The 17,758-nt window shown below is 63.4% G+C and carries 16 protein-coding genes; 11 read left to right on the plus strand and 5 right to left on the minus strand.

Features of this window, described 5'->3' with window-relative positions; all coding sequences use genetic code 11:
* The first annotated feature begins 91 nt into the window (after positions 1-91).
* The 6 genes from ACXX81_RS08245 to ACXX81_RS08270 are packed head-to-tail and all read left to right on the plus strand — an operon-like array spanning position 92 to position 5,578.
* Positions 92-1,111, plus strand: a complete 1,020-nt coding sequence (locus ACXX81_RS08245; RefSeq protein WP_209982659.1) for a LacI family DNA-binding transcriptional regulator — start codon at positions 92-94, stop codon at positions 1,109-1,111.
* Complete coding sequence (locus ACXX81_RS08250; RefSeq protein WP_458571481.1) at positions 1,095-2,099, plus strand: ABC transporter substrate-binding protein; 1,005 nt, start codon at positions 1,095-1,097, stop codon at positions 2,097-2,099. The genes ACXX81_RS08245 and ACXX81_RS08250 overlap by 17 nt, the downstream gene beginning before the upstream one ends.
* Positions 2,100-2,915: an ABC transporter permease gene (locus ACXX81_RS08255; protein ID WP_209982655.1), complete on the plus strand. Its 816-nt coding sequence runs from the start codon at positions 2,100-2,102 to the stop codon at positions 2,913-2,915.
* The gene (locus ACXX81_RS08260; protein ID WP_209982653.1) at positions 2,912-3,706 is read left to right on the plus strand and encodes an ABC transporter permease; all 795 of its coding nucleotides are present in this window, start codon (positions 2,912-2,914) and stop codon (positions 3,704-3,706) included. The genes ACXX81_RS08255 and ACXX81_RS08260 overlap by 4 nt, the downstream gene beginning before the upstream one ends.
* Complete coding sequence (locus ACXX81_RS08265) at positions 3,703-4,734, plus strand: ABC transporter ATP-binding protein (protein ID WP_209982651.1); 1,032 nt, start codon at positions 3,703-3,705, stop codon at positions 4,732-4,734. The genes ACXX81_RS08260 and ACXX81_RS08265 overlap by 4 nt, the downstream gene beginning before the upstream one ends.
* A gap of 10 nt (positions 4,735-4,744) precedes the next feature.
* Positions 4,745-5,578 (plus strand): phosphodiesterase, encoded by an 834-nt coding sequence (locus ACXX81_RS08270; RefSeq protein WP_322213892.1) that lies wholly within the window; start codon positions 4,745-4,747, stop codon positions 5,576-5,578.
* A gap of 250 nt (positions 5,579-5,828) precedes the next feature.
* Here ACXX81_RS08270 and ACXX81_RS08275 read toward each other — a convergent pair whose 3' ends face one another.
* Complete coding sequence (locus ACXX81_RS08275; RefSeq protein WP_209982647.1) at positions 5,829-7,481, minus strand: sensor domain-containing diguanylate cyclase; 1,653 nt, start codon at positions 7,479-7,481, stop codon at positions 5,829-5,831.
* A 132-nt stretch (positions 7,482-7,613) separates the two neighbouring features.
* On the opposite strand from ACXX81_RS08275, the gene ACXX81_RS08280 reads away from it, so the two are divergent.
* Positions 7,614-8,219, plus strand: coding sequence for a LysE family translocator (locus ACXX81_RS08280; protein WP_458571482.1), 606 nt, complete (start codon positions 7,614-7,616; stop codon positions 8,217-8,219).
* Between the two features lie 97 nt (positions 8,220-8,316).
* The gene (metE, locus tag ACXX81_RS08285) at positions 8,317-10,605 is read left to right on the plus strand and encodes a 5-methyltetrahydropteroyltriglutamate--homocysteine S-methyltransferase (protein ID WP_458571483.1); all 2,289 of its coding nucleotides are present in this window, start codon (positions 8,317-8,319) and stop codon (positions 10,603-10,605) included.
* Positions 10,606-10,877: 272 nt separating this feature from the next.
* Here the strand turns inward: metE and ACXX81_RS08290 are convergent, their stop codons facing one another.
* On the minus strand, positions 10,878-12,032 hold the full coding sequence (locus ACXX81_RS08290) for an acetyltransferase domain-containing protein (protein ID WP_458571484.1): 1,155 nt from the start codon (positions 12,030-12,032) through the stop codon (positions 10,878-10,880).
* A 161-nt stretch (positions 12,033-12,193) separates the two neighbouring features.
* Between ACXX81_RS08290 and yfcF the strand changes: the two genes are divergently transcribed.
* The gene (gene yfcF, locus ACXX81_RS08295) at positions 12,194-12,838 is read left to right on the plus strand and encodes a glutathione transferase (protein ID WP_458571485.1); all 645 of its coding nucleotides are present in this window, start codon (positions 12,194-12,196) and stop codon (positions 12,836-12,838) included.
* Here yfcF and ACXX81_RS08300 read toward each other — a convergent pair.
* The gene (locus ACXX81_RS08300) at positions 12,801-13,073 is read right to left on the minus strand and encodes a hypothetical protein (protein WP_209982637.1); all 273 of its coding nucleotides are present in this window, start codon (positions 13,071-13,073) and stop codon (positions 12,801-12,803) included. The two genes, yfcF and ACXX81_RS08300, sit on opposite strands and share 38 nt — an antisense overlap.
* 223 nt (positions 13,074-13,296) lie before the next feature.
* Between ACXX81_RS08300 and ACXX81_RS08305 the strand changes: the two genes are divergently transcribed.
* A complete protein-coding gene (locus ACXX81_RS08305; RefSeq protein ID WP_322213886.1) occupies positions 13,297-13,629 on the plus strand; it encodes a hypothetical protein in 333 nt (110 codons plus the stop codon).
* A 912-nt stretch (positions 13,630-14,541) separates the two neighbouring features.
* Here ACXX81_RS08305 and ACXX81_RS08310 read toward each other — a convergent pair.
* The gene (locus ACXX81_RS08310) at positions 14,542-15,288 is read right to left on the minus strand and encodes a creatininase family protein (RefSeq protein ID WP_322213885.1); all 747 of its coding nucleotides are present in this window, start codon (positions 15,286-15,288) and stop codon (positions 14,542-14,544) included.
* 30 nt (positions 15,289-15,318) lie between these two features.
* A complete protein-coding gene (locus ACXX81_RS08315; RefSeq protein ID WP_209982631.1) occupies positions 15,319-16,032 on the minus strand; it encodes a murein L,D-transpeptidase catalytic domain family protein in 714 nt (237 codons plus the stop codon).
* 42 nt (positions 16,033-16,074) lie between these two features.
* On the opposite strand from ACXX81_RS08315, the gene ACXX81_RS08320 reads away from it, so the two are divergent.
* The gene (locus tag ACXX81_RS08320; protein ID WP_458571486.1) at positions 16,075-17,676 is read left to right on the plus strand and encodes a L,D-transpeptidase family protein; all 1,602 of its coding nucleotides are present in this window, start codon (positions 16,075-16,077) and stop codon (positions 17,674-17,676) included.
* The last annotated feature ends 82 nt before the right edge of the window (positions 17,677-17,758 follow it).

A 17,758-nucleotide genomic window follows, 5' to 3' on the forward strand; every position in this document is an offset into this window, starting at 1 on the left:
ACTGACATCAAACCGTCATCTCTTCACCACCGTCCTGCCATATTTCCCCGTTACTGTCCTCGCCAATGAGATCGATCTCAAGCGAGTGACCATGCCTGATCTGAAAGACGTTGCGCGTCTGGCCGGCGTGTCCCGTGCCACTGCCGCGCGCACCTTTGCCTCCCCCGGCCAGGTGCGTCCGGCCACCCGTGAACAGGTGTTCGCCGCCGCCCGCGAGCTGGGGTTTCGACCCAACCTGCTGGGCCGTCAACTGCGCCTGCAAACCACACAACTGATCGGCGTGGTGGTGCCCAACCTGCTCAACCCGGTGTTCGCTGAACAGTTCCAGGCCATGGAGCGCGCGGCGCGCTTGCGCGGCTACAGCCTATTGCTGGCGACCACCGACTACAGCAGCGAACGCGAGAGCATCGTGGTGGAAGAGTTGTTGCGCCAGCGCGTGGACGGGCTGGTGCTGACCGTCACCGATGCCGAGAGCAACAGCGTGCTCAACAGCCTGGCCAGCGAGCAGACGCCGTTCGTGCTGGCGTACCACCAGCCCAGCAACCCGCATTACAGCGCCGTGTCGGTGGACAATCGCGCCGGCATGGCCCTGGCCACCCGTTACCTGCTGGACGCGGGGCACCGGCGCATCAGCATGGTCGCCGGCCCCGCGTTGCAGTCCGACCGTGCGCGTCTGCGCCATGCCGGCTACTGCGATGCGATGAAGGCCTGGGGCCTCAACAGCCGCCCGGTGATCGAAATGCCCGCGCACACCCAGGCCGAATTCGCCGCCATCGAGCCATTCCTGACCGGTGCCGACGCGCCGACAGCGTTGCTGTGCTCCAACGATTTCCTCGCCATCAGCCTGATCGCCGAGCTGCGCCGCAACGCCTGGAACGTGCCCGAGCAACTTTCGGTGATGGGCTTTGACGGCATCACCCTCGGTACCCAACTGCACCCCACGTTGTGCAGCGTGGTGCAGCCCATTGCGCTGCTCGCCAGCACCGTGATTGACCAGTTGCTGGCGCAGATCGCCGGCAACGCGCCGATTTCCCATTGTCTGCCTTGCCATATCCGGCCGGGCGAAAGCACTCAACCCCATGAGGACGACCCTGATGCGCACACTCCGTAAAACCCTCGCCGCCGTGCTGCTGTGCGGCATGGCCAGCCTGGCCCAGGCCGCCGACACCGCGATCTGCTACAACTGCCCGCCGGACTGGGCCGACTGGGGCACCCAGCTCAAGGCGATTGCCGCGCAAACCGGTGTGCAGGTGCCGCTGGACAACAAGAACTCCGGTCAGTCCCTGGCGCAGTTGGTCGCCGAAAAAGCCGCACCGGTCGCCGACGTGGTCTATTACGGCGTGACCTTCGGCCTGCAGGCGCAAAAGGCCGGCGTGGTCGAGGGCTACAAACCCAAAGGCTGGGAGCAGATTCCCGCAGGCCTCAAAGACCCGTCCGGGCAGTGGTTCGCGATCCACTCCGGCACCCTGGGCATCATGGTCAACGTCGACGCCCTTGGCGGTCTGCCCGTGCCGCAAAGCTGGGCCGACCTGCTCAAGCCCGAATACAAAGGCATGGTCGGCTACCTGGACCCGTCCAGTGCGTTTGTCGGTTACGCCTCGGCGGTCGCCATCAACCGTGCCATGGGCGGCGACCTCGACAACTTCGCCCCGGCCATCGACTACTTCCAGAAGCTGGCGAAAAACGCCCCCATCGTGCCCAAGCAGACCGCCTATGCGCGGGTGTTGTCCGGTGAGTTGCCGATCCTGGTGGACTACGACTTCAACGCCTACCGCGCCCGCTACAAGGACAACGCCAACGTCGCCTTCGTGATCCCCAAAGAGGGCAGCATCAGCGTGCCCTACGTGATGAGCCTGGTGGCGAATGCGCCGCACCGCGCCAACGGGGAAAAGGTGCTCGACTTCGTGCTGTCCGATGCGGGCCAGGCGTTGTGGGCCAAGGCCTACCTGCGCCCGGTGCGTCCGGTGCAGATGCCGGCCGAGGTGGCCGCGCAGTTCCTGCCCGACAGCGACTACGCCCGCGCCGGTGTGGTGGACTACCAGAAAATGGCCGCTGTGCAGGAAGCCTTCGCCGCCCGTTACCTCAACGAGGTCAAGTAAGTGGCCTCGACCCCACGCGCCGCGTGGGCGCTGGCCCCGGCCTTTGCGCTACTGCTGGCGTTCTGGCTGTTGCCGCTGGCGCACTTGATACTGCTCGGGGCCCAACGCCGCGACAGCCTCGGCAGCGGTTACTGGCAGGTGCTGAGCAGCGCGCAATACCTGGGCAGCCTGGCGCAGACCTGTGCGCTGGCCGTGTTCGTCACGCTGACGGCGTTGGTGATCGGCGGCATCAGCGGTGTGTTTCTGGCACGCCAGCAGTTTTTCGGGCGCTCGGCGCTGGTGGCGCTGCTGACCTTTCCGCTGGCATTTCCCGGCGTGGTGGTGGGCTTTCTGGTGATCCTGCTGGCCGGGCGCCAGGGCCTGTTTGCGGCGCTGGGGCTGCAACTGGCCGGTGAACGCTGGATCTTTGCCTACTCGTTGGCGGGGCTGTTTGTCGGCTACCTGTACTTCTCGATTCCACGGGTGATTCTCACCGTGATGGCGGCATGCGAAAGCCTCGACCGCAGCCTGGAGGAAGCCGCGCATTCGCTGGGGGCAGGGCACTGGCGGGTGGTGTGCGATGTGATCATCCCTGGCCTGGCACCGGCGCTGGCCTCATGTGGCGCGATCTGCTTTGCCACTTCCATGGGCGCCTTCGGTACCGCCTTTACCCTGGGCACGCGCCTGAACGTCACGCCGGTGGCGATCTATAACGTGTTCACCAACTACGCCAACTTCGCCGTCGCCGCTGCCTTGTCGGTGGTGCTGGGAGCGGTGACCTGGGCCGTGTTGCTGCTGACCCGGCGCCTGGTGAAAAACGCGGGGACGGTTCTGTGAAACGCTCATCGTTATTTGTGCTGCAACTGCTGTTCACCCTGCTGGTGTGCGCCTTCATGCTGGTGCCGGTGCTGTTGTCGTTAATGGCGGGGCTGACGCGCAATTTCTTTGTCGGGCTGTCCAGCGGTTTGACCTTCGACTGGTTGATCCAGGTGTGGCAGGCCTATTCGCCCACGGTGTGGCTGTCGCTGCAACTGGCGCTGGCCTGTGCGGTGTGCGTGTGCGTGGTCGGCGTGCCGGCGGCCTACGCGCTGGTGCGCATGAACAACCGCTTCAGCCGTGCCTTCGAGGAATTGATGGTGCTGCCAGTGGCAATGCCGGGCCTGGCCAGCGCGTTGGCGTTATTGCTCACCTATGGCCAGTTCGGCGCGTTCCGCAGCAGTTGGCTGTTCATCCTCGTCGGCCATGTGCTGTTCACCTTGCCGTTTCTGGTGCGCCCGGTGATGGCGGTGATGCAGCGCCAGCACTTGCCGGTGCTGGAAGAGGCCGCCGCAAGCCTGGGGGCAGGGCCGATCAAGCGCTTTTTCAGCGTGGTGGTGCCCAACTGCCGGGCGGGGATTCTCGCCGGTGTGCTGATGGTGGTGACCCTTTCACTGGGTGAGTTCAACCTGACCTGGATGCTGCACACGCCGATGACCAAGACCCTGCCCGTGGGCCTGGCCGACAGCTACGCCTCGGCGCGCCTGGAAATCGCCAGCGCCTACACCCTTATCTTTTTGCTGATGATCGTGCCGCTGCTGATCGCGTTGCAGGCCATCAGTGCCCGTTTGTCTCGTGGAGAGCGTCGATGACCGCTATCACTATTCGCCTCAAGGGCTGTCGCAAGGCGTTCGCCGACGGCACCGTGGCCGTGCACAACCTTGATCTGACCGTCGAAGGCGGTGAAACCCTGGCCATTCTCGGCCCGTCCGGCTGCGGTAAAACCACGACCCTGCGCTTGATTGCAGGCCTGGAACGGCCGGATGTGGGGCAGGTGTTCTTTGGCGACCAGGACGTCACCCGCCTGCCCATCGAACGTCGCGATGTGGGCATGGTGTTTCAGAACTACGCGCTGTTTCCCAACCTGGATGTGGCCGGCAATATCGTCTACGGCCTGAAGATTCGCGGCGTGCCTGCGCTGGAGCGCAACAAGCGCTGTGATGAGTTGCTGGAATTGGTGGGGCTGCACAATCACGGCCGGCGCAGCATTCATGAACTGTCGGGCGGGCAGCGCCAACGCGTCGCCCTGGCCCGTGCCCTGGCGCCGCGTCCCAAGGTGCTGTTGCTTGACGAGCCGCTGGCCGCCCTCGATGCCCAGCTGCGTGAGCGCCTGCGCAGCGAGCTGGATCTGCTGCTGCGCGGCTTGGGCATCACCTCTGTATTTGTCACCCACGACCAGGGCGAAGCCATGGCCTTGGGCGATCGCATTCTGGTAATGGAGCAGGGCCGCGTGGCCCAACTGGCGAGCCCGCGCGAGATTTATCAGCAGCCGGCGAATGCGTTCGTCGCAGGCTTTGTGGGCAACCTGAATGCGTTCCAGGTGATCGCGCAATCGCCCCGGGGCCTGAAGGTGTGCGGCGGCGAATTGCCGTGGCAAGTGGCCGACGTGCCCGCAACTGTCTATTGCCGTCCCGAGCACTTGCGTGTGATGGATGGCGAGGGGCACTTGCACGGGCACCTGCTGGCGCAGTTTTTCCAGGGCGCGCAAAGCCGTCTGCTGGTGGATGTGGGCGGCGCGCAGCCGTTGCTGGTGGACAGCAGCGACAACCAATTGCATGCCGTCGGCGCGCCGATTGCCCTGGCGATCACGCCGAACATGTTGTTTACCCTCAATGCGTGAGAGTTTGCCTGTGAACAGTCCATTTCTGGTTGCGCAAATCAGCGACCTGCACCTCAAGGCCGGTCAGCGCCTGACCTATGGCGTAGTGGATACCCTGGGCGCGCTGCGCCGTGCCGTCGACCACCTGAACGCCAGCCACCCGCGCCCCGATATCGTGGTGATCAGCGGCGACCTGGTGGACTTCGGCCGCGCCGATGAGTACGCGGTGCTGCACCCGGAACTCGCGCGCCTGCACATGCCTTGCTACCTCGTGCCCGGTAATCACGACACACGCGGGCCGTTGCTGGATGCGTTTGCCGACCACGCCTACTTGCCACGGTCGGCGCAGGCACCCCTGGACTGGGTGGTGGATGACCATCCGCTGCGCCTGATCGGCCTGGACTCGACCATCCCCGGCAGCCACGGCGGGCAGTTGCTCGATAGCCAGTTGCAGTGGCTCGACGCCCAACTGGCGCTGCGCCCGGATGCGCCGACGCTGCTGATCCTGCACCACCCGCCGTTCATCAGCGGCATCGGCCATATGGACCGTGAGCCCTTTATCAATGCCGCTGCGCTTGAGCAAGTGATCGCCCGCCATCCGCAGGTGGAACGCCTGTTGTGCGGTCACCTGCACCGGCCCATGCAGCGGCGTTTCGGTGGCAGCCTCAGTTGCGTATGCCCCGGCACGTCCCATCAGATTGTGCTGGATCTGCAGGACGCGGCCCCGGCACATTTCAACCTGGAACCGGCGGGGTATCTGTTGCATCGCTGGGAGGCGCAGCAGGGGTTGGTCAGCCACAACGGCGTGTTCGGGGAGTACCCGGGGCCGTATCCGTTTTATGACGCCCAGGGATTGATTGACTGAGCATTCAAAACCCCTTTGGCAAGCGGGCTTGTTGTGGCGAGCGGGCTTGCCCTAATGCCGTTCAGTTAAGCGCAGATTCCCTGTGGCGAGCAGGCTTGTCCTGCGTTGGGCTGCGCAGCAGCCCCAAAACCAGACACTGAGCCGTAATCAGGTACACCGCGTTTTGCTTGATTGGGGGCGCTTCGCACCCCAACGCGGGGCAAGCCCGCTCGCCACAGGGGTGATTGTCTGAAATGGCGTGCGGGGCAGATTATTTGACGGGGGCGACCCGATTACGGCCTGCGGCCTTTGCTTCATACAACTGCAGATCGGCGCGGGTCAGCAGGGCGCGGGTATCGCGGTCTGACGGTTCGGCGACGCTCACGCCGATGCTCACTGTGACCTGCCCAACCCCTTCAAACATCGCTTCGGCAATCGCCGCGCGGATATTCTCGGCCACCACGTCGGGGCTGTCGGGGGCTTCGACCGTCGGCAGCAACACCGCAAATTCCTCGCCGCCGTAACGTGCAACAAAGTCCGTGACGCGGGTGGTGCTCTTGATCAGTAGGGCGAGTTGGCGCAGCACGTCATCGCCCACGGCATGGCCGTAAGTGTCGTTGACCTGCTTGAAGTGGTCGGCATCGATCAGCAGCAGGGCAAAGGTACGCCCGGTGCGTTGGAACAGCAGGCTGCTTTCAGCCAGTTTTTCATCGAAGCGGCGGCGGTTGTACACGCCGGTCAGTGCATCGTGGGTGGCGAGCTTGAGCAGTTCGGCATTGGCCTGGGTGAGGTCGGCGGTGCGTTGCGCAACAGTCGCCTCGAGAGAGGCATTGGCCTCCTGCAACTGACGCTCTTTGGCCAGCAGCGATTGGGTCATGCCGGTGAGTGAACGGCCCAGTTGAGCGATCTCCACTACCGCGTGATCCTGCGGGAAGATGGCGCCGGGCTGCTGGTCCTGCACGAGTTTGGCGGACCTGGCCAGGCGCTCGATGGGGCGGCTGAGGGAGGCGGCCAGGTAATAAGCCGCCAGCACAAACACCAGCGCGGCGAGCACGCCGAGCAGCAGCAGTTTGTAGAGCAGCGTGCGCGCCGGTTGCAGCGCGACGTCCAGGGGTTGGCGCAGCATGATGTACCAGGTCACTTTGGCGTTGGACGGGCTGGGAACCGCGACCGATGCGGTGACATAGCCCTTGCCCGTGGACCAGCCGGACGCGGTGTTCAGTTTGTCTGTGGCCATCTGTTCACCGGCGAGCAGTTCGGGATACAGCACCTTGCCGTCGAAATCGACGATCAGCGCTTCGATCTCGGGAAACGCATCTTTTTGCATCACGGCCGAATCGACGATCTGCGTGATCCAGCGCCAGTGCGCGTGGGCGCCCAGCACACCAATGGTCTCGCCCTGGGCATTAAGCAGCGGCGCGGCGAAATCGATGAAGCGCAACGGTTCGCCATTGCCCGAGCCCGGCAGCAGCTTGGCCAGCATCACGGCCTCGTGGGGATCACCGGTGTATTCACCGCGCATGCCGGCCTGGAACCAGGGGCGCTGGCCGACCGACTGGCCCACCAGCAGCCCGTTCGCCGCCTGGCGCACGCGGCCGTCTGCGTCGGCCACGCCCATCCATGCGTACTCGGCGCGCGAGCGGGTGCGCAGTTCCATCAAGGTGAGGATATCCGGCTGATCCAGATCGCCGCGGCGAAACAACGGCGCCCGGCTCAGCAGCGAGACTTCCAGCTGACGCTCGCGCAACTGCACGGCCAGCAGCGCCGCCGTGGAGCGCGCCGTGCTCAGCAGCGCATTGCCGCTGGCCTGCTTCATCTGCTCGGTGGCGATATGGCCTACGTAGAAGCCCACGCTCAACAAGGTGAGCAATGACAGACCGGCAAACCACAGGGTCAGGTGACTACGCAGGCTGGCTTTGATCATGGGGGCTCATTTGAGTATTTGTTTGGCAGCATAGTACGCGTAATGAATGCCCGATCACCTACCACAAACGTACAAGATTGAGCGACATGCGCCTGGATAGACTCGCCGCACTCCTTCTCTTGCAGGTCTGCCATGGACATTTTTCTCTACGCCTTCAGCGTCATGTACAGCCCGGGGCCCGTCAACCTGATGGGCCTGAACGCCGGGCTCACCGGCAAACTGCGTCGATCCAGCGGTTTCTACCTGGGCGTGGGCTGCGCCATGCTGCTGATGTTCGTGCTGTTTGGCTACACCGGTGAAGCGATCGTTTCCCAGGCGGCGCTGCCCTATATCTCGTTGATCGGCGGCGCCTACACGCTGTACCTCGCGTACCAGGTGTTCACCGCGCGTACGGTGGTTGAAGAGGATTCAACCGCGCCGATCAAGGCGCTCACCTTCTGCAACGGGCTGGTGATCCAACTGCTCAACCCCAAGGGCATTGTGGCGGTGTTGCCGATCACCAGCGTGATGCTGCCGGCGGCGCATATCACCGGCGCCTCCATCTTTGGCGTGTCGGCCTTGCTGGGATTGGGCGCCGTGGGCGCGCCCTGGGTCTACGCGTTGCTCGGTGCACTGCTGGGACGGCGCATCAGCGGGGCGGCGGCGTTTACCTGGTTCAACCGCTGCATGGGGTTGGCGCTGGCGGCCAGTGCCGGGTTCATGCTCCACGGGTTCTATCTGCACCTGAATGCAACATGAGTAAAACTTGTGACGGTCTGCAATTTAATGAGTTTGTTTCACTCTCAAAGTCTGTCGACAATGGCTGCCATCTTTATCGACATTGGAGTTGCACGTCATGGCAGTCGCTCATTCCCTCGGGTTTCCACGCATTGGACGCGATCGTGAATTGAAAAAAGCGCAGGAAGCGTTCTGGAAGGGTGAGCTCGACGAAGCCGGCCTGCGCGCCGTTGGCCGTGACCTGCGCAAGGCGCACTGGGCACTGCAGAAAGACGCCGGAATCGACCTGCTGCCTGCCGGCGATTTCGCCTGGTATGACCAGGTACTGACCCACTCGCTGATGTTCGGCGTGATCCCCGAGCGCTTCCGCCCGGCGGACGGCAAGGCCACGCTGAACACCCTGTTCGGCATGGCCCGGGGCGTCAGCGACGCGTGCTGCGGCGGCGCCCACGCCCAGGAAATGACCAAATGGTTCGATACCAACTATCACTACCTGGTACCCGAGTTCAGCGCGGATCAGCAATTCCAGCTGGGTTGGGAGCAGCTGTTCGAAGAAGTGCAGGAAGCGCGCGAGCTGGGGCACACCGTCAAACCGGTGGTGATCGGCCCGCTGACCTACCTGTGGCTGGGCAAGGCCAAGGGCGCCGACTTCGACAAGCTCGACTTGCTGGATCGCCTGCTGCCGTTGTACGGGCAGATTTTTCAACGCCTGGCGGACCTGGGCGTTGAGTGGGTGCAGATCGACGAACCGATCCTGGTGCTCGACCTGCCGCAGGCGTGGAAGAATGCCTTTGAGCGCGCCTATAACCTGATCCAGCGCGACCCGCTGAAAAAACTGCTCGCCACCTATTTCGGCGGCCTGGAAGAGAATCTTGGCCTGGCCGCGAACCTGCCGGTCGACGGCCTGCACATCGACCTGGTGCGTGCGCCGGAGCAATACCCGACCATTCTTGACCGCGTGCCGGGTTATAAAGTGCTGTCCCTGGGCATCGTCAACGGCCGTAACGTGTGGCGCAGCGACCTTGAACAGGCCCTGGCCACCTTGCAGCACGCCCATGAACGTTTGGGTGAGCGCTTGTGGGTGGCGCCGTCCTGCTCGCTGCTGCACTGCCCGGTCGACCTGAGTCGCGAAGACCAGCTGGATGCCGAGCTGAACAGCTGGCTGGCATTTGCCGTGCAGAAATGTGCGGAGGTGGCGGTGTTGGCCCAGGCCGTCAACGCGCCTGAAGCGCCGAACGTACTGGCGGCGCTGGCTGAAAGCCGCGCGGTGCAGACCAGCCGTGCCGCGTCGCCGCGTATCCACAAACCGGCCGTCCAGGCCCGCGTGGCGGCGATAACCGCCGAGCACAGTCAGCGTCCGTCGCCGTTTGCCCAACGTATCGAGAAACAACGCGCCGGTCTCAACCTGCCGCTGTTCCCGACCACCACCATCGGTTCGTTCCCGCAAACCGCCTCGATCCGTTTGGCGCGACAGTCGTACAAGGCGGGCCGGTTGAGCGAAGCCGACTACGTTGACGCGATGCACAGCGAGATCAAGCACGCCGTTGAAGTGCAGGAACACCTCGGCCTGGACGTGCTGGTACACGGCGAGGCCGAGCGTAACGACATGGTCGAGTATTTCGCCGAGCAACTGGACGGCTACGCGTTCACCCGTTTTGGCTGGGTGCAGAGCTATGGTTCGCGCTGCGTGAAACCGGCGCTGATCGTCGGCGACCTGAGCCGCCCGAAGGCGATGACGGTGGAGTGGATCCGCTACGCCCAGGGCCTGACCCGCAAGGTCATGAAGGGCATGCTGACCGGCCCGGTGACCATGCTGATGTGGTCGTTCCCGCGCGAAGACGTGAGCCGCGAAGTGCAGGCCCGCCAATTGGCGCTGGCGATCCGTGACGAAGTGCTCGACCTGGAAGCCGCCGGCATCAGGATCGTGCAGATCGACGAAGCGGCCTTTCGCGAAGGCTTGCCGCTGCGCCGGGCGCAGTGGCAGGGCTACCTGGACTGGGCCACTGAAGTGTTCCGCCTGTGCGCCTCGGGTGTGCGGGATGAAACCCAGATCCACACCCACATGTGCTACAGCGAGTTCAATGATGTGATCGAGTCCATCGCGGCGATGGATGCGGACGTGATCACCCTCGAAACCTCGCGTTCGGACATGGAGTTGTTGGAGGCGTTCGAAGTGTTCGCTTACCCGAATGACATCGGCCCGGGCGTCTACGACATTCACTCACCGCGGGTGCCGGATGCCTCGGAAATGGCCAACCTGCTGCGCAAGGCCGCCAAACGCATTCCGGCTGAGCGCCTGTGGGTCAACCCCGATTGCGGGCTGAAAACGCGGGCATGGCCGGAGACGGAAGCGGCGTTGATTCACATGGTGACGGCCGCCCGGCAACTGCGTGCCGAACTGGCGTAACGCGGTAAAAAGTGTGGGAGCCCCCGTTAAATCGGCGACTTGGCGCTGTCGCGCAGCAACCCTCGGCCTCTGTGACGAGCCGGTCTGTTGTGACGAGCTGGCTTATTGTGGCGAGCGGGCTTGCCCCGCGTTGGGGTGCGAAGCGCCCCCAATCAAGAAACCCTCGGTATACCTGATACTGCGCGGAGACTGGTTTTGGGGCTGCTGCGCAGCCCAACGCAGGACAAGCCTGCTCGCCACTAAAAGCCCGCTCGCTGAGCCTGCCCTGTGTGTCAGAAGTATTTAAGCCAGCCCAGATCGCGACGGCGTGCCTTGAGACCGGCAAACCAGCGCACCGGCAGATACAGCGCCAACGGCAGCAGCAGGGCGACGAGCCAGATTGCGCCAACGCTGTCGAAACCGAAGTAGGTGCCGTGGTTGAGGCCGAACAGGGCGACGCAGGCGATATACAGCACTTTCAGCACGTAAAGGTGCAGCAGGTAGAAGAACATCGGCGCCGAACCAAACACGGCCAGCACGCCGATCCAGCGCTTGTGCCCGGCGCGTTCAAACGCCAGCAACAGCAGCAAACCGATCCCCAGGGTCAATGCCAGAAACAGCAGCGAAGGCGGGTACTTGGTCATGTTGAAAAAACTCATCAACGTCTGCACGCCAGTGTCATAGGTGTGCCACGGCTTTTCGCCATACCCGTTGAAGGCCCGCAACAGCACGAACCCCACCAACGCGCCAACGCCGCCCAGCAGCAGATAACGTTGACGCAACGCCGGTTGCATACCTGTGGCAAACCACGGCCCCAGCCCGTAACCCAGGGCAATCACGCCGATCCACGGCAATACCGGATAAGTGACGCGCAGCCGCAGGCTGTCGCTTATGTCGATCCAACTGCGTTCGTGCAGGATGGACCAGGCATGTTGCAGCGCCGACCCTTGCGCGAAGTGCACGCCGTCGAGCAGGTTGTGCCCGCCAATGATCAGCAGTGCCAGGGTGATCAGCAGCGGTCGCGGCAACCATACCAGCGCGGCGAGGGCGATCATGCTGAGGCCGATTGCCCAGATCACCTGCAGATAGATCACGCTGGGCGGCAACTGGAAGGTCCACGCAAAGCTGACCAGGGTGAACTCCAGCACCACCAGAAACAGCCCGCGCTTGAACAGAAACGCCGACACATCGCGAGTGCCCTGGTATTTCTGGCCGTAAAGCCAGGCCGATAAACCGGTGAGCAATACAAACACCGGCGCGCATAAATGGGCCAGGGTACGGCTCACAAACAGCGCAGGCTCGGTGCTGTCGATGCTCATGGGGTCGCCGACCTGGCGGTGCATCAGGAACGTCTCGCGCACATGGTCGAGCAACATGAACAGCATCACCAGGCCGCGCAGGGCGTCGATGGAGAGGAGGCGTTGGCGTAGGGGAACAGCGTCAGTCATGGGCAGGATCGCAGGGCTGGGCGGGAAGAGGTCGTTATCCTATAACATTATGGCTGAGCGTTGGCGTGCTATTCCCGCCTGGAATGCCCCCATAAAAACCCTGCATTGTCTTTATCGCGGTACATCTCGTAGCGTGGCGACTCACCTGAAGGAGAACGCCCATGCACCAAGGTCCGCTGCGTCTGTATGTCGACTCGCTGTTCACCAGCCCTTACGCCATGTCGGTGTTCGTCACCCTGCGGGAAAAAGGCCTGGCCTTCGACACCGTCACCCTGGACCTGGACGCGGCGCAAAACCAGGCGGCGGACTTTGCCCGGCTGTCCCTGACCCAGCGTGTGCCGACGCTGGTTGAGGGCGACTTTGCACTGTCTGAATCGTCGGCGATCTGCGAATACCTGGACGCGGCTTATCCTGCAATAACCGTGTACCCATCCGATCTGCAGCAGCGGGCGAGGGCGCGGCAGGTGCAGGCCTGGTTACGCAGCGACTTGCTACCCATTCGTCAGGAACGGTCGACGCTGGTGGTGTTTTGCGGTCAGACCCTGCCGCCGTTGTCGCCGCTGGCCGAAGCGGCCGCGCGCAAGCTGATCAGCGCGGCGCAGGGGCTGCTGGCGGGGCACCCGGAGAACCTGTTCGGTGAGTGGTCGATTGCCGACGTCGACCTGGCCGTGATGCTCAACCGCCTGATCCTCAATGGTGACCGCGTGCCCGGCGAACTGGTGGCGTATGCGCAGCGTCAGTGGCAGCGGCCCTCGGTGCAGGCATGGGTCAATCTGCAACGCCCTGGGCCGCAGGGCGTTCAATGATGTGCGCGACCCGCCGGTCCAGGTCTTCCCAGTCCGCCATGCCCAGCACCCGCGTGGTGTTCAGGCCGCGCAGGTAGCCCCGCAACTGCTGGGCGCTGGCGTGCACGTGTTGCGCATCGGCGGCGGCGTTCTGAAGCACGTTTTCATACTCGACCAGGTAGTCGGCGATCCGCTCGCGAAACTCAGGCAATACGGCTTCGCGGATGCGGTCGAAGGTCTTCTGGTGGGGCTTCATGGCGTGGTCCTTATCGTTATAGGCGGTGCATTATCGGTTCAGATAATAGTCACCATCATGCATCGCAAGTTCTGTTTTTTCAGGGAACAGGGACAATCAGCGCGTGATCCACTCCGGCGACCGCCGGTGATCAGCGTACGGGCCATTTGCTGGCACGCGTTGCTGGCGTAGACTCTGCGCGCGGATTGCAGTGGATTTTTCTTTTATCGATGCAGGAAGGTGTATGCGCTCTTTTTTCGTACCGGTCATGGCGTTGGCGCTGGGCGGCTGTATTTCCGCCCCTAACGCTCCGTCCCTCACGCTGCAAACGGCCAAGCCCCCGCAAGCCTACGTGCAGTGCCTGTTGCCTGAGCTTGAGAAACACGGCATCACCGCCACCGTGACGCAGAACTCGCGTCACGCCACGGTGTTGTTGAGCAGCAAGATTGCTGCCGACGATGTGCTGGAGGTGTACAAGTCCCAGGACGGCACCAAGGTCTCGTTGTATGAGCGCAAGCCGGTGGTTTCGGCGATCAAGCCGTCGCGGCTTGAGCTGGCGGCGAAGGCGTGCCAATAACGTTCGGGTTTGCCCGCACAGTCATAGGCGAACGCATCCTGTGGCGAGCGGGCTTGCCCCGCGTTGGGGTGCGAAGCGCCCTCAATCAAGCAAAACGCGGTGTACCTGATACGGCTCAGCGTCTGGCTTTGGGGCTGCTGCGCAGCCCAACGCAGGACAAGCCTGCTCGCCACAGGGAATCTGCGCTTAACTGAACGGCATTAGGGCTTGCCCCGCGTTGGGCTGCGCAGCAGCCCCCAAGCGACGATTCGACTTGCTCGCGAAGACGATTTTTCGGTGTACCTATCCGTTTCTGCGGTAACGACGACTTAGGGTTCCGCCCTTACGGCGGCTCACTTTTGAAAAGCGCAAAAGTAAGCAAAACGCTCTTGCCCCAACACTCGGCACCTCGCCCACGCTCCAAAACCTGCGTTCGGCCAGCGTGTTTGACGGGGCGCTTCCAGATCAAAAGCAAAAGCGTGGCGGCCTGAGAGCCGACCGAAATGGTCTGCCGAACGCTGTACAAAATGTGGGAGGGGGCTTGCTCCCGATGGCGTCGGCCCAGCAAACATTGATGTTGAAGACCCACCGCTTTCGCGGGCAAGTCGAATCGTAGCACCGCCGCTCCCACAGGGGAGCGGCGCTTAACTGAACGGCATTGGGGCAAGCCCTAATGCCGTTCAGTTAAGGAAAATGTGTGGGCTTATTGTGGCGAGCGGGCTTGCCCCGCGTTGGGGTGCGAAGCGCCCCCAATCAAGTAAAACGCGGTGTACCTGATACGGCTCAGCGTCTGGTTTTGGGGCTGCTGCGCAGCCCAACGCAGGACAAGCCTGCTCGCCACAGGGGAGCGGCGCTTAACTGACTGGCATTAGGGCAAGCCCGCTCGCCACAACAAGCCTGCTCTTCACAGAGGCTCCAGTGTGCTGCGCTAGATTAAATACGTGCTTCGTTGCTGAAACTGTTCACGGTCTTGACCAGCCCCCGGGCCGCCAATGCCACCAGTTCACCGCCTTTCTCCACCGTCGCCAGGGCCGGGTCCGAGCCCATCCGACCGTCGGGGAAGCGGGCGCGGAAGTCCAGTGCTTCGCGGATCGGCCCGGTGTTGGCGATCTGCGGCGAATAGTCGGCGGACTTGATCGACTCCGGATACGCCCACTGCGTCACGGCAATCTCCGAAGGCGTGGCATGGCTGCCATGGCCCACTGGAAATTGACGGTGGGCCAGGTCGGTAACGCCTTCCAGGTCCCACCAGTTCACCAGTTTGAGGGCAAACCCCGCCGGGCGACGGGCGAAGCTGGCCTCGGCATACAGTTCGGAAAACGCCGCTTCAATCGTCGCGATGTTGCCGCCGTGGCCGTTGAGAAACAGGATCTTCTCGAAACCATGCCCGGCCAGTGAGCGCACCCAGTCGCCGATGGCGGCGATAAAAGTGGAAGGGCGCAGTGAGATAGTGCCGGGGAACCCCAGGTGATGCTGGGCCATGCCGATATTGAACGTGGGACCGATCAGCATATCGGCGTGCTTTTGTGCTTCATGGGCGATGATTTCCGGGCACATCCAGTCGGTGCCCAAGAGGCCGGTAGGGCCGTGCTGCTCGTTGGAACCGATGGGGATGACCACCGTGCGGCTGCGTTCAAGAAACTGGCCGATCTCGATCCAGGTGGACGTGTGTAGAAGCATGGGACGCTCTCTTATCTCGGTGGGGACAGGCTAACCGCCACGGATTGTACGACTGGTTGCCACCTGTTGGGGCTTGCAATTGAGGTACGTCGAGGACTTCAACCAGCGCTGGTCGGGATACCAGGAGAACATGAACTGCCCATCCTTGAGTTTGTCGACCACCTGGCGCGCCACCTGCGGACGCACCGCCGGGCAGCCCTGGCTGCGGCCGATACGGCCTTCGCGCTTGCTCCACAGCGGGCTGACGTAGTCGGCGGCGTGAATCACCAGGGCGCGGTCGCGGGCCAGGTCATTGAAGCCCGGCTCCAGGCCGTCCATGCGCAGCGAGTAGCCATGGGTGCCCAGGTAGCTTTCCTGGGTGCGGAACAGGCCCAGGCTGGATTGGTGGCTGCCTTCGAGGTTGGAAAACTGCGTGGCGAAATTTTCCCCGGAGTTGGCGCCGTGGGCCACCAGATCGCGCAGCACCAGGGTGCGTTTGCGCAGGTCGAAAATCCACAGCCGACGGGCGGTAGAAGGCTGGGAGTAGTCGATCACGGCCAGGCGTTCGGAGCGTTCCTCGCCGTTGTTGACCGCGCATTGCACCGCGCTCAGGGCGCTTTTCAATACCGTGGGATTGAGTTCTGGAGCCGAGCGCGCCAGGCTGCTATACAACGTGGGAGGGTTGCCATTGGCGGCGAGCGCGACAGTGCTCAAAGTGCCCATGGTCACCGTCATGAAACCGAGGCGACATATAAAAGTCAGCATCTACAGTACATACCCCCCCGCTGTAGGATTGGAGCAAAGTCATTGTTCAAAAAACACGCATGTTACTTGAGCCTTTGCCTGATCGTTGCACCACTGGTCGCGACAGCCGACGAGCTGCCGCTGGAGGCATTACCGGTTGTCGAGCCCGCCCCGGTGGAGCTGGCCCCCGTGCAACAAGCCCTCGCGCAATTGCCCGGCGTCTGCCCAGGCTTCGCCGCGCAAGTGGACGCCGCCGCCCTTACGCGCCTGCAAGCGTTTTACCAGCAGCAAGGTGATACGCCACTGTGGACCGCCGATGAACGTCGGCAAGGCTTGAACACCCAGTTGCAGCTGCTCGCCGACGACGGCCTGGACCCCGATCACTACCGCCTGCCCACTGCCGATGCCGCGAGCAACGTGCTGTGCAGCGATATCGACACCAGCCGTCACTACCTGCAAGCCCTGCTGGACCTGCATTACGGGCGCCTGCAGCAATCGCGTTTCGAACCGCTGTGGCATGCCCAACCGCCGACCGTCGATCCCACGCTCGAAGTGCTGGCATTTGCCGCCACCGGCCTGCAGGACATGGCGCAGGCGTTCGACCAGGCACGGCCCAGCGCCGATCTCTACCGCAGCCTGCGCAATGTCTATTCCAGCGTGCGCCGGCAGCCATTGCCGCAGTGGGACGCGGTCGCCAGCGGCGCACTGCTGCGCCCCGGCATGGAAGACCCGCGCGTGCCCGAACTGGCGCGACGCTTGTACCACGGTGGCTACCTGGCCAGCGAACCCAGGGGCAGCGCCAGGCAATACCGCGCGGAACTGGTCAATGCGGTCAAGGCGTTCCAGCTCAGCCATTCGCTGCAGTCCGATGGCGTGATCGGCGCCGGTACCGTGGCCGAGTTGAACATCAGCCCGGCGATGCGCCGCGAACAGTTGCGCATCAATCTTGAGCGTTTTCGCTGGCTGGCCCAGGACCTGGAGCCCGAAGGGGTGCTGGTCAACGTTGCGGCGGCGCAATTGAGCGTGTACCAGAGCGGCATCCCGGTGTGGCAGACGCGCCTGCAGGTCGGCCGCGCCGAACGCCAGACGCCGCTGCTCAAGTCACGTATCACGCGGCTCACCCTCAATCCCACCTGGACCATCCCGCCCACGATCATGCGCGAGGACAAACTCCCGGCCATCCGCCTGAACCCCGAATACCTGCGTCAGCAGAACCTGCAAGTGCTCGACCCGGAAGGCCGCCCGCTGGCGCCCGAGCAGATCGACTGGGCGCGGCCGGGCAACATCCTGCTGCGTCAGCAGGCCGGGCCGCATAACCCGCTGGGCAAGATCGTGATGCGTTTTCCCAACCCGTATTCGGTGTACCTGCACGACACGCCGAGCCAGCCGCTGTTCACCAAGGGCCCGCGTGCGTTCAGCTCGGGGTGTGTGCGGGTCGAGCAGCCGCTGCTGCTGCGCGATTTGCTGGTGAGTCCGGCCGAGCGTGCGCGCACCGATGAGCTGTTGGCGACGGGGGTGACCCATGAGTTCAGACTGGCGACGCCGGTGCCGGTGTTGCTGGGGTACTGGACGGTGGAGGTGGATCGTCAGGGTGGGGTGGTGTATGCGCCGGATATTTATGGGCGGGATCTGGTGTTGATGAAGGCGATGGGGAGTGTGTTGTAGGGGGCACAGGTACCCGGTACTAAATGTGGGAGGGGGCTTGCTCCCGATAGCAGTGGGTCAGCTAAACATAAGCTGACTGACA

The sequence above is a fragment of the Pseudomonas sp. GNP013 genome (genome assembly GCF_054343995.1).

Coding starts and splice junctions, on each gene's coding strand:
- ACXX81_RS08245 (WP_209982659.1), top strand. CDS start 92: ATGCCTGATCTGAAAGACGTTGCGCGTCTGGCCGGCGTGTCCCGTGCC.
- ACXX81_RS08250 (WP_458571481.1), top strand. CDS start 1,095: ATGCGCACACTCCGTAAAACCCTCGCCGCCGTGCTGCTGTGCGGCATG.
- ACXX81_RS08265 (WP_209982651.1), top strand. CDS start 3,703: ATGACCGCTATCACTATTCGCCTCAAGGGCTGTCGCAAGGCGTTCGCC.
- ACXX81_RS08275 (WP_209982647.1), bottom strand. CDS start 7,481: ATGATCAAAGCCAGCCTGCGTAGTCACCTGACCCTGTGGTTTGCCGGT.
- ACXX81_RS08280 (WP_458571482.1), top strand. CDS start 7,614: ATGGACATTTTTCTCTACGCCTTCAGCGTCATGTACAGCCCGGGGCCC.
- metE (WP_458571483.1), top strand. CDS start 8,317: ATGGCAGTCGCTCATTCCCTCGGGTTTCCACGCATTGGACGCGATCGT.
- ACXX81_RS08290 (WP_458571484.1), bottom strand. CDS start 12,032: ATGACTGACGCTGTTCCCCTACGCCAACGCCTCCTCTCCATCGACGCC.
- yfcF (WP_458571485.1), top strand. CDS start 12,194: ATGCACCAAGGTCCGCTGCGTCTGTATGTCGACTCGCTGTTCACCAGC.
- ACXX81_RS08300 (WP_209982637.1), bottom strand. CDS start 13,073: ATGAAGCCCCACCAGAAGACCTTCGACCGCATCCGCGAAGCCGTATTG.
- ACXX81_RS08305 (WP_322213886.1), top strand. CDS start 13,297: ATGCGCTCTTTTTTCGTACCGGTCATGGCGTTGGCGCTGGGCGGCTGT.
- ACXX81_RS08310 (WP_322213885.1), bottom strand. CDS start 15,288: ATGCTTCTACACACGTCCACCTGGATCGAGATCGGCCAGTTTCTTGAA.
- ACXX81_RS08315 (WP_209982631.1), bottom strand. CDS start 16,032: ATGCTGACTTTTATATGTCGCCTCGGTTTCATGACGGTGACCATGGGC.